Origin of the sequence: Burkholderia sp. 8Y, from assembly GCF_902506145.1 — a bacterium.
Classification (GTDB): Bacteria; Pseudomonadota; Gammaproteobacteria; order Burkholderiales; family Burkholderiaceae; genus Caballeronia.
The window spans coordinates 2,410,028-2,421,766 of sequence record NZ_LR733520.1 but is presented as its reverse complement, the minus strand read 5'-3'; the positions used below and the strand labels follow the sequence as shown (position 1 = coordinate 2,421,766).

10 protein-coding genes are annotated in these 11,739 nt (G+C 65.1%); all 10 read left to right on the top strand.

All coding sequences use genetic code 11. The features are described 5' to 3' along the window. Positions 1 to 18 precede the first annotated feature (18 nt). On the top strand, positions 19 to 1,188 hold the full coding sequence (gene mraY, locus GV035_RS21905; RefSeq protein WP_159837037.1) for a phospho-N-acetylmuramoyl-pentapeptide-transferase: 1,170 nt from the start codon (positions 19 to 21) through the stop codon (positions 1,186 to 1,188). Positions 1,189 to 1,233: 45 nt separating this feature from the next. Further along, entirely contained in the window at positions 1,234 to 2,745 is a 1,512-nt protein-coding gene (gene murD, locus GV035_RS21900; protein WP_159837036.1) for a UDP-N-acetylmuramoyl-L-alanine--D-glutamate ligase, read from the top strand. Next, positions 2,742 to 4,004, top strand: coding sequence for a putative lipid II flippase FtsW (gene ftsW / locus GV035_RS21895; RefSeq protein ID WP_159837035.1), 1,263 nt, complete (start codon positions 2,742 to 2,744; stop codon positions 4,002 to 4,004). Before murD ends, ftsW begins: the two co-directional genes overlap by 4 nt. After that, on the top strand, positions 4,001 to 5,116 hold the full coding sequence (gene murG / locus GV035_RS21890; RefSeq protein ID WP_159837034.1) for an undecaprenyldiphospho-muramoylpentapeptide beta-N-acetylglucosaminyltransferase: 1,116 nt from the start codon (positions 4,001 to 4,003) through the stop codon (positions 5,114 to 5,116). Before ftsW ends, murG begins: the two co-directional genes overlap by 4 nt. Positions 5,117 to 5,119: 3 nt before the next feature. Continuing rightward, positions 5,120 to 6,514 carry a UDP-N-acetylmuramate--L-alanine ligase gene (murC, locus tag GV035_RS21885; RefSeq protein WP_159837033.1) on the top strand — a complete coding sequence of 465 codons (1,395 nt, stop codon included), beginning with the start codon at positions 5,120 to 5,122 and terminating at the stop codon, positions 6,512 to 6,514. Positions 6,515 to 6,546: 32 nt separating this feature from the next. Beyond that, a complete protein-coding gene (locus GV035_RS21880) occupies positions 6,547 to 7,488 on the top strand; it encodes a D-alanine--D-alanine ligase (RefSeq protein WP_159838155.1) in 942 nt (313 codons plus the stop codon). A 12-nt stretch (positions 7,489 to 7,500) separates the two neighbouring features. Further along, positions 7,501 to 8,253 (top strand): cell division protein FtsQ/DivIB, encoded by a 753-nt coding sequence (locus GV035_RS21875; protein ID WP_159837032.1) that lies wholly within the window; start codon positions 7,501 to 7,503, stop codon positions 8,251 to 8,253. 26 nt (positions 8,254 to 8,279) lie between these two features. Continuing rightward, entirely contained in the window at positions 8,280 to 9,512 is a 1,233-nt protein-coding gene (gene ftsA / locus GV035_RS21870; protein WP_159837031.1) for a cell division protein FtsA, read from the top strand. 144 nt (positions 9,513 to 9,656) lie between these two features. After that, positions 9,657 to 10,853, top strand: coding sequence for a cell division protein FtsZ (gene ftsZ / locus GV035_RS21865; protein WP_159837030.1), 1,197 nt, complete (start codon positions 9,657 to 9,659; stop codon positions 10,851 to 10,853). Between the two features lie 267 nt (positions 10,854 to 11,120). Next, positions 11,121 to 11,624, top strand: a complete 504-nt coding sequence (locus tag GV035_RS21860) for a peroxiredoxin (protein ID WP_159837029.1) — start codon at positions 11,121 to 11,123, stop codon at positions 11,622 to 11,624. Positions 11,625 to 11,739: the final 115 nt, after the last annotated feature.

The following is an 11,739-nucleotide window of genomic DNA, read 5'->3' as shown; positions in this document are numbered from 1 at the left end:
AGAAAGAGAAGGACCAGCATGCTACTCGCACTCGCGCAATGGCTTCAGAATGACGCCAGCTTCATGCGCGTGTTCACCTACATCACGTTCCGCGCGGTGGGCGCCACGGCGACGGCGCTGTTGATCGGTCTCGTCTGCGGCCCGTGGGTCATCCGCAAGCTGACCGCCATGAAAGTCGGTCAGGCGGTGCGCAAGGACGGCCCGCAAACGCACCTCGTCAAGTCGGGCACGCCGACCATGGGCGGCGTGCTGATTCTCATGGGCATCGCGGTTTCCACGCTGCTCTGGGCTGATCTCACGAACCGCTTCGTGTGGATCGTGATGCTCGTCACTTTCGGGTATGGCGTGATTGGCTGGGTGGACGACTATCGCAAGGTCGTGCACAAGGACCCGCGCGGCATGTCCTCACGCGAGAAGTATTTCTGGCAATCGGTGATTGGCCTCTTCGCCGCCGTGTATCTCGCGTTCAGCGTGTCCGAGGCCAGCAACACGCGCGTGTTCGACCTCTTCATGGCGTGGGTGCGCAGCGGCCTCTCGATGGGCCTGCCCGCGCGCGCCGACCTCATGCTGCCGTTTCTCAAGTCGATCACGTATCCGCTCGGCGTATGGGGCTTCATCGCGATGACGTACTTCGTGATCGTCGGATCGAGCAACGCGGTCAACCTCACCGACGGCCTCGACGGTCTCGTCATCATGCCGGTCGTGCTGGTCGGTGCGTCGCTCGGCGCGTTCGCGTACGTCATGGGCAGCTCGGTGTATTCCAAGTACCTGCTCTTTCCGCACATTCCCGGCGCGGGCGAACTGCTGATCTTCTGTTCCGCGATGGGCGGCGCGGGTCTCGCGTTCCTCTGGTACAACACGCACCCCGCGCAAGTCTTCATGGGCGATGTCGGCGCGCTCGCGCTCGGCGGCGCGCTCGGCACAATCGCGGTGATCGTTCGGCAAGAGATCGTGCTGTTCATCATGGGCGGCATTTTCGTGGCGGAAACGCTCTCCGTCATGCTGCAAGTCTTCTGGTTCAAGTTCACGAAGCGCCGTTATGGCGAAGGCCGCCGCTTCTTCAAGATGGCGCCGCTCCATCACCACTACGAACTGTCCGGCTGGACGGAAACGCAAGTGGTGGTGCGCTTCTGGATCATCACCTTGATGTTGTGTCTCTTCGGCTTGTCGACGCTCAAGTTGCGTTGATCGTGCACGTCCGCGGTTTTTCAGGTTTCAGGAAAGGGTAAAGCGATGTTTGGCGAGAAGTTCTCCGGTCGGCAAAGTCCGATGGTGCTCGTGCTGGGGCTCGGTGAATCCGGCCTCGCGATGGCGCGCTGGTGCGCCAGGCACGGTTGCCGGCTGCGGATCGCCGATACGCGCGACAACCCGCCGAATCTCTCGGAGCTCGTGATTCACAACATCGACGCGGACTTCGTCGGCGGCGCGTTCACGACCGAACTGCTCGATGGCGGCATCGAACTGCTCGCCATCAGTCCCGGCCTTTCGCCGCTCGCGCCGGATCTCGCGCCGCTCATCGCGGCGGCGAACGAGCGCGGCATCCCGGTGTGGGGCGAACTCGAACTGTTCGCGCAGGCGCTCGCCGGACTCGCCGTGAACGGCTATCAGCCGAAGGTGCTCGCGATCACCGGCACCAATGGCAAGACCACGACCACCGCGCTCACCGGGCTCCTGTGCGAGCGCGCGGGCAAGCGCGTGGCGGTCGCGGGCAACATCAGCCCGGCGATGCTCGACAAGCTCGCCGAAGCCATCGATCAGACCGCGCTGCCGGACGTCTGGGTGCTCGAACTCTCCAGCTTCCAGCTGGAAACGGCGCACAGCTTCGCGCCGGATGCCGCCGCCGTGCTCAACATCACGCAGGATCATCTCGACTGGCACGGCGGGCTCGACGCCTACGCCGCCGCCAAGGGCCGCATCTTCGGTCCGCGCACGGTCCGCGTGCTGAATCGCGATGACGCGCGCACGATGGCGCTCGCCGCGAATATCGCGCAGGACCGCGTCGTGACGTTCGGGCTGAACGAGCCGTCGAAGGTGGGCGACTACGGCCTCTTGCGCGACAACGGCATCGCGTGGCTCGCACAAGGCATCGACCGCGACGCCGCCGACGAACCCGCGCCGTCGCGCCGCCGCAAGCAGGATGTCGCCGCGCCGAACGTCGTTTCGAAGCGGCTGATGCCGTCCGACGCGCTGCGCATTCGCGGCCTGCACAACGCGGCGAACGCGCTCGCCGCGCTCGCGCTCGCCCGCGCGATCGATATGCCGCTCGCCGCGCTGCTGCACGGCTTGCGCGAATATCGCGGCGAACCGCACCGCGTGGAAGTGATCGCGCAGATCGATGGCGTCGATTATGTCGACGACAGCAAAGGGACCAACGTCGGCGCGACGGTCGCCGCGCTCGATGGCCTCGCGCAACGCGTCGTGCTGATCGCGGGCGGCGACGGCAAGGGCCAGGACTTTTCGCCGCTGGAAGCGCCGGTCGCGCGCTGGGCGCGTGCCGTGATGCTGATCGGCCGCGACGCGCCGCGTATCCGCGAGACGCTCGCATCGACGGGCGTCGCGCTCGAAGATCACGCGACGCTCGAAGCCGCGACGCTGGCTGCATCGCGCATCGCCGAACCGGGCGACGCCGTGTTGCTGTCGCCCGCGTGCGCGAGCCTCGACATGTTCAGGAACTACGCACACCGCGCCGACGTGTTTCGCGGCGCGGTCGAAGATATCGCCGCCGCGCGAGGAGTGATGTTATGAGCTGGTCGGACCGCTTCGGATCGAAAATCACCGGGCAGCGCAGCGCGGTCGCGAACGATTCGCTCGCCGGGCGCTCGGGCGGCATTTCGAGCGCCGTCAACGGCGTGCGTCCCGCGCGCTCGCGCATGCTCGACTACGATCATTCGCTGCTGTGGGTGACGATCGCGCTGCTCGGGCTCGGCATCGTGATGGTGTATTCGGCGTCCATCGCCATGCCGGATTCGCCGAAGTACGCGCAGTATCGCGACTATCACTTCCTCGTGCGGCACCTCATTTCGGTGGCGACGGCGATCGTCGGCGCCGTCGTTGCGTTCAAGATTCCGGTGAAGACCTGGGACAAGCTCGCGCCGAAGCTCTTTCTGGTCGCGCTGGTGATGCTCGTCATCGTGCTGATCCCGCATATCGGCAAGGGCGTGAACGGCGCGCGCCGCTGGATTCCGCTCGGCATCACGAACATGCAGCCGTCAGAAATCATGAAGCTCGCGGTGACCATCTACGCCGCGAACTACACGGTGCGCAAGCAGGAGTTCATGCACAGCTTCGGCAAGGGCTTTTTGCCGATGGCCGTGGCGGTCGGTGCGGTGGGCGCGCTCCTGCTGCTCGAACCCGACATGGGCGCGTTCATGGTGATCGCCGCCATTGCAATGGGCGTGCTCTTTCTCGGCGGCGTGAACGGCAAGCTGTTCGGCGGGCTGGTGCTCACGGCGGTCGGCACATTCACGATGCTCGTGTGGCTCTCGCCGTGGCGTCGCGAGCGGATCTTCGCTTACCTCGACCCGTGGGACGACCGCTACGCGCAGGGCAAGGCGTATCAGCTGACGCACTCGCTCATCGCGTTCGGGCGCGGCGAATGGTTCGGCGTGGGTCTCGGCGGCAGCGTCGAGAAGCTCAACTATCTGCCCGAAGCGCACACCGACTTCATCCTCGCGGTGATCGGCGAGGAACTGGGTTTCGTCGGCGTCATCTGCGTGATTCTGCTGTTCTATTGGATCGTGCGCCGCGCGTTCGAAATCGGGCGTCAGGCGCTGGCGCTGGATCGCACGTTCGCGGGTCTGATGGCAAAGGGCGTCGGCATCTGGTTCGGCGCGCAGACGTTCATCAACATGGGCGTGAACCTGGGCCTTCTGCCGACCAAGGGCCTGACGCTGCCCCTCGTCAGCTACGGCGGCTCGGGCATCTTGCTGAACTGCGTCGCGCTGGCGGTGCTGCTGCGTGTCGATTACGAGAACCGGGTGCTGATGCGCGGAGGCAAGGTATGAGCGCGCACAGTCCCACGCTGATGGTCATGGCGGGCGGCACAGGCGGCCACGTGTTTCCGGGGCTCGCGGTCGCGCACTGGATGCAGGCGCGCGGCTGGCGCGTCGTCTGGCTCGGCAACGCGAGCGGCATGGAAGCGACGCTCGTCCCGAAGCACGGCATCCCGATGGAATGCGTGCGCTTCGGCGGCGTGCGCGGAAAGGGCATCAAAACCAAGCTGATGCTGCCGGTGAACCTCATGCGCGCGTGCTCGCAAAGCCTGCGCGTGCTGCGTCAGGTGAAGCCCGATGTCGTGCTCGGCATGGGCGGCTACATCACGTTTCCGGCGGGCATGATGACGAAGCTCGCGGGCTGCCCGCTCGTGCTGCACGAACAGAACTCCATCGCGGGCCTCGCGAACAAGGTGCTCGCGCATCTCGCGAAGCGCGTGCTTGTCGCGTTTCCGAATGCTCTGCCGAATGCTGAATGGACCGGCAACCCCATTCGTGCGGAACTTACGTCGACATTGCCGCCCAAAGAACGCTACGCGTCGCGCACCGGCAAGCTGAACGTGCTCGTCGTCGGCGGCAGTCTCGGCGCGGCTGCGCTCAACGAAACGGTGCCGAAGGCGCTCGCGCTGCTGTCGCCGGAAGAACGGCCGCGCATCGTCCATCAGGCGGGCGCGAAGCATATCGAGGCACTCGAAGCGAACTACGCGGCGGCCGGTCTTGCGCGCGGCGAAGACTTGCAGCTCGTGCCGTTCATCGAGGACATGGCGAGCGCGTACGCATCCGCCGATCTCGTGATTTGCCGCTCGGGCGCGATGACGGTGTCGGAGATCGCAGCGGTCGGCGTGGCCGCGCTTTTCGTGCCGTTCCCGTTCGCCGTCGATGATCACCAGACGACCAACGGTGCGTTCCTCGCGAAGAACGGCGCGGCGGAATTGATACAACAACGCGATTTGTCGGCGGAAAGGCTCGCCGGCTGGTTGCGTGCGCAGACGCGCGACACGCTGGCGGAGATGGCCGCGCGCTCACGCGCCCTGGCGAAACCGGACGCGACCGAACGGGTCGCGAGCGTGTGCGCCGACGTCGCCGGCGCGCATCTTACGCGCCAAGCTCGAGAGGCACATTAAGTCATGAAACACATCGTCAAGCACATTCACTTCGTCGGCATCGGCGGAGCAGGCATGAGCGGCATCGCGGAAGTGCTGCTGAATCTCGGCTATCAGGTCAGCGGCTCGGACCTCTCGAAGGGCGCCGTCACGGAGCGCCTCAAGGCACTGGGCGCGCGCGTCGAGATCGGCCACCACGAGCACAACATCGAAGGCGCGAACGCCGTCGTCGTGTCGACAGCCGTGCGTCCCGATAACCCCGAAGTGCTGGCGGCCCGCCATCGGCGCGTGCCGATCGTGCCGCGCGCCGTAATGCTCGCGGAACTCATGCGGCTCAAGCAGGGCATCGCCATTGCCGGCACGCACGGCAAGACCACGACGACATCGCTCGTCGCGAGCGTGCTGGCCGCAGGCGGGCTCGATCCCACGTTCGTGATCGGCGGGCGTCTCATCAGCGCGGGCGCGAACGCGCGGCTCGGCACGGGCGATTTCATCGTCGCCGAAGCGGACGAATCAGACGCGTCGTTCCTCAATCTTTTCCCGGTGATCGAAGTCATCACGAACATCGACGCCGATCACATGGACACCTACGGCCACGACTTCGCGCGGCTCAAGCAGGCGTTCATCGAATTCACGCACCGGCTGCCGTTCTACGGCATCGCGGTGCTGTGCGTCGACGATCCGAACGTGCGCGAGATTCTGCCGTTCGTGTCGAAGCCGATCATCCGCTACGGCATCGGCGCGGACGCGCAGGTTCGCGCGGTGAACGTGGAAGCGCGCGACGGCCGCATGCACTTCACGACGGTGCGCGAAGATGCGCCGCCGCTCGACATCGTGCTGAATCTGCCGGGCCTGCATAACGTGCAGAACGCGCTCGCCGCGATTGCAATCGCGACTGAACTCGAAGTGGCGGATGCCGATATCCAGAGGGCGCTCGCCGAATTTAACGGCGTCGGCCGGCGCTTCCAGCGTTACGGCGACGTGAAGACGAACGACAACGAAGGCGCGTACACGCTGATCGACGACTACGGGCATCACCCGGTGGAAATGGCCGCGACCATCGCGGCGGCGCGCGGCGCCTTCCCGGACCGGCGTCTCGTGCTCGCGTTCCAGCCGCATCGCTACACGCGCACGCGCGACTGTTTCGAAGATTTCGTGAAGGTGCTGTCCACCGTGGACGCCCTCGTGCTCACCGATGTCTACGCCGCAGGCGAAGCGCCGATCGTCGCCGCCGACGGCCGCGCGCTCGCGCGTGCGATCCGCGTGGCGGGCAAGGTCGAGCCGGTGTTCGTCGAAACGGTGGATGAAGTGCCGGACGCGGTGACGACGCTCGCGCGCCATGGCGACGTGGTGATCACGATGGGCGCGGGCTCCATCGGCGGTGTATGCGGGCGGCTCGCGCAGAGCCAGCCGCAGTGAGGACAGCAACAAACGACGTCATGAGTAACACAGTGAACAACATCGATCCGAAGGTCTTCGGCAAAGTGGCGGTGCTCCTCGGCGGGAATTCCGCCGAGCGCGAAGTCTCGCTCAATTCGGGCCGCCTCGTGCTGGAAGGGCTGCGCGACGCGGGCATCGACGCGCATCCGTTCGATCCCGCCGAGCGGCCGCTGTCGGATCTGAAAGCGGAAGGCTTCGAGCGCGCGTTTATCGCGCTGCACGGCGGCTACGGCGAGAACGGCCAGTTGCAAGGCGCGCTGGATTTCTACGGCATCCGCTATACGGGCAGCGGCGTGCTCGGGTCGGCGCTCGGCATGGACAAGCTGCGCACGAAGCTCGTGTGGCAGCAGACCGGCATCCCGACGCCGCCGTTCGAAACGGTCTATCGCGGCGACGGCTACGCATCGCGCGCACAGGAAATCATCGCGAAGCTCGGGCTGCCGCTTTTCGTGAAGCCGGCGAGCGAAGGGTCGAGCGTCGCGGTCATCAAGGTGAAGAGCGCGGAACGACTCGCGCCGGCGCTGGAAGAAGCCGCGAAGTTCGACAAGATCGTGATCGTCGAGCAGAGCATCGAAGGCGGCGGCGAGTACACGTGCTGCATCGCGGGCGATCTCGATCTGCCGGTCATCAAGATCGTTCCGGCGGGCGAGTTCTACGACTATCACGCGAAGTACGTCGCCGACGACACGAAGTATCTGATTCCGTGCGGCCTGACGGACGCCGAAGAAGCGCGCATGAAGCAACTGACGCAGCGCGCGTTCGACATGCTCGGCTGCACGGACTGGGGCCGCGCCGATTTCATGCTGGACGCCGACGGGAACCCGTACTTCCTCGAAGTGAACACGGCGCCGGGCATGACCGATCACTCGCTGCCGCCGAAAGCGGCGCGCGCGGTGGGCATCAGCTACCAGGATCTGGTCGTGAAGGTGCTGTCTCTCACTCTCAAGAACTGACGAAGCGCAACCATGTGGAACAACGTTCGCCAGATGAATCTCGCCGCAAGCGCGCTGCACGCCATGCTCGTGCTGATGCTGCTGTGCGCGGCGGGCGTCTACGCGATCCAGCGTCCCGAGTTCCGGCTGCGCGAGATTCAGATCGACGGCGACACCTCGCACATCAATTCGCCGACGGTGCGGGCGAGCGTCGTGGGGCACCTGAAGGGCAACTTCTTCACCGTCGATCTCGACACCGCGCGCACCGCGTTCGAACAGATGCCGTGGGTGCGCCGCGCGAGCGTGCGTCGCGTGTGGCCGAACGCGATCGCCGTGACGCTCGAAGAGTACAGGCCGCTCGGCACGTGGGGCAACGACCAGCTGGTCAGCGTGGACGGCGAATTGTTCACCGCGAATCAGGGCGAACTCGACGACGACCTGCCCGCGTTCGACGGTCCGGAAGGCACGGCGAAGGAAGTGGTGGCGCGGTATCGCGACTTCCAGAAGTGGTTCGCGCCGCTCGACGCGCAGCCGGAGGAAGTCACGCTGTCGCCGCGTTTCGCGTGGACCGTGAAGCTTTCGAACGGCACGCAGATCGAACTGGGCCGCGAGCGCAACCAGGACACGCTGTATGACCGCTGCAAGCGTTTCGTCGCATCGTGGGCATCGGTGACGGGGCGGTGGGGCAAGGAGATCGAATATGCGGATTTGCGGTACCCCAACGGCTTCGCGATACGCGCCGCCGGCATGCGCTTCATCAACGACACCGACAAGGCCAAGAAGTAGGCAGACATCACAGGCATGAGCACGCTATGAGCAAAGACTATAAAGACCTGCTGGTTTCCCTTGACATCGGAACGTCGAAGGTGGTCGCGATCGTCGCCGAATTGAAGGGCGAAGGCCACTACGAGGTGATCGGACTCGGTCAGAGCGACTCGAAGGGGTTGAAAAAAGGCGTCGTGGTCAACATCGAGGCGACGGTCCAATCCATTCAGCGCGCGCTTGAGGAAGCGGAGCTGATGGCGGACTGCAAGATCACGAACGTCTTCACCGGCATCGCGGGCAGCCATATCCGCAGCTTCAATTCGAGCGGCATGGTCGCGATCAAGGACAAGGAAGTCACGCAGACAGACGTCGCGCGCGTGATCGAGACGGCCAAGGCGATCAACATTCCGACCGATCAGCAGGTGCTGCACATCCTGACCCAGGAATTCATCATCGACGGTCAGGAAGACGTGCGCGAGCCGATCGGCATGAGCGGCATCCGCCTCGAAGTGAAGGTGCACATCGTCACGGGCGCAGTGAGCGCGGCGCAGAACATCGTGAAGTGCGTGCGCCGCTGCGGGCTCGAAGTGAACGACCTGATCCTGCAGCCGCTCGCGTCGTCGCTCGCGGTGCTGACCGAGGACGAGAAGGAACTGGGCGTCGTGCTCGTCGATATCGGCGGCGGCACCACGGACATCGCCATCTTCAGCGAAGGCGCGATTCGTCACACGGCCGTGATTCCGATCGCCGGCGACCAAATCACGAGCGACGTCGCCATGGCGCTGCGCACGCCCACGCCGGACGCGGAAGACATCAAGGTGACGTACGGCATCGCGAAGCAGGCGCTCGCGGACCCGGACGAGATGATCGAAGTGCCGGGTCTCGGCGAACGCGGTCCGCGCACGCTGTCGCGTCAGGCGCTGGCGGCGGTGGTCGAGCCGCGCGTCGAGGAACTGTTCTCGCTCGTGCAGCAGGTCGTGCGCGAATCCGGCTACGAAGAACTGCTGTCGAGCGGCGTCGTGCTGACCGGCGGCGCGGCGATGATGCCCGGCATGGTCGAGCTCGGCGAAGACATCTTCCTGAAGCCAGTGCGTATCGGCGTGCCCGAGTACGCCGGCGGTCTGGCGGATGTCGTGCGCAACCCGCGCTATTCGACCGCCATGGGCCTGCTCGCCGAAGGTCGTTCGCAGCGCATGCGCGGCCGCAAGGTCGCAGTGCAGAACGGATCGATGGGCCAGGTGCTCACACGAATGAAAGACTGGTTCCTCGGAAACTTCTGAAGCTTGCGCGGAACAGAGCAGTACGAAACAAACGTATTTAAGTAATGAATATAATTCGCGCCGGTACCGGCGGCTAGCGCGCGGAGAGGGGTTGCCCGATCTCTCTTCCGAATAACGCCGATCTTCATTCTTGACGGAGGCAACATGGATTTCGAAATGCTGGAAACGGAAACCAACGGAACGATCATCAAGGTGGTCGGAGTTGGTGGTGCGGGCGGCAATGCCGTTCAGCACATGATCAACCGGGGTGTGCAGGGCGTCGATTTCATCGTGATGAACACCGACGCGCAGGCGCTCGCACGTTCGCGCGCGCCGCATGTGTTGCAGTTGGGCATGACCGGCCTGGGCGCAGGCGCCAAGCCGGAGAAGGGCAAGGAAGCGGCTGAAGACGCGCGCGAGCGTGTCGCCGATGCACTGCGCGGCGCGCACATGGTGTTCATCACCGCGGGCATGGGTGGCGGCACGGGCACGGGCGCGGCGCCGGTGGTGGCGCAGATCGCGAAGGAAATGGGCATTCTGACGGTGGGCGTCGTGAGCAAGCCGTTCGAATTCGAAGGCGGCCGCCGCATGCGCGTGGCGGAAGCCGGCTCGCAGCAACTGGAGGATCACGTCGATTCGCTGATCGTCGTGCTGAACGACAAGCTGTTCGAGGTGATGGGCGACGACGCCGAAATGGACAAGTGCTTCCAGTGCGCGGATGACGTGCTGAACAACGCTGTCGCGGGCATCGCAGAAATCATCAACGTCGACGGCCTCGTGAACGTCGACTTCGAAGACGTGAAGACCGTGATGGGCGAGCAGGGCAAGGCGATGATGGGCACGGCGACGGTCGCCGGCGTCGATCGCGCGCGTCTCGCGGCTGAACAGGCGGTGGCGAGCCCGCTGCTGGAAGGCGTGGATCTGTCGGGTGCGCGCGGCGTGCTGGTGAACATCACGTCGAGCCGTTCGCTGCGTCTGTCGGAAACGCGCGAAGTGATGAACACCATCAAGAGCTACGCTGCTGACGACGCAACGGTGATCTTCGGCGCCGTGTACGACGACGCAATGGGCGACGCCCTGCGCGTGACGGTGGTGGCGACCGGACTCGGCCGCGCAGCCAAGAAGCAGCAGCAAGCGCCGATGACCCTTCTGCGCACGGGCACCGACAATCAGCCGGTCGCGCACGCGGCGCACAACACGTACGCACCGCAGCACGGTCAGGCAACGGATTACGGCTCGCTGGACACGCCGGCGGTATGGCGTTCGACGCGCGAAACGGCGGCATCGCACGTGCAGGCATTGCAGGAAAAGGGCGTCGATACGTACGACATCCCGGCGTTCCTGCGCAAGCAAGCGGACTAAAGTCGCGCGGTGCTCGTTGCTCGCTAGCTCGCTAGTAAGAGCGGTGCAGCCACCGCAGGGACGCGCCGGGCGTGAACCGGCGACGCAGGTTTCGCGTGGGGCGACTGTCCAAGGCCGCGTCAGCATCAGACGCCAGGCCGTGGCCAGCCGACCTCCACGAATTTGCCGACGAGCAAATGAAGCCTGAATCGCCGATGCACGTGAGGCGAGGCTGCGGGACGATGTCAATCGCAAGGTGTTCGAGCACTGACGAGGGAAGGACCGAGCATGATCGAAGTGGGTGAAACGTTGCCTGATGTGCGTCTCTTCGAGTTCATCGAAGTGGCGAGCGAGGGCTGCGCCGTGGGACCGAAAGGGTTCGCGGTGCGCGAGCGGGCCGCCGGCAAGCGCGTGGTGATCTTCGGATTGCCGGGCGCGTTCACGCCGACGTGTTCCGCCAGACACGTGCCGGGTTATGTCGAGGCGGCGGATGAGTTCCTGGCCGCGGGCATCGACGAAATCTGGTGCGTTTCCGTCAACGACGCGTTCGTCATGAACGCGTGGGGACGCGATCTCCAAGCCGCGGGCAAGGTGAGGATGATGGCGGACGGCAGTGCGCGTTTCACTCAGGCACTCGGACTGGATCAGGATTTATCCGAGCGTGGCATGGGAATCCGTTCCCAGCGTTACGCGATGGTGGTCGACAACGGCGTGGTCAAGACGCTCGCTGTCGAAGCGCCCGGAAAGTTCGAAGTCAGCGACGCTCGCAGCATTCTGGCGACGTTGCGCTGATCGCAGCGGCGTCGCGTTGTCTTTGCGCAACGCTCACAGACGCCCTCGCAATCGGCGGCAACTTGGGGCCGATGACCGGAAATGCCTCCATTCCGGCCATCGGCCCGTTCTACTT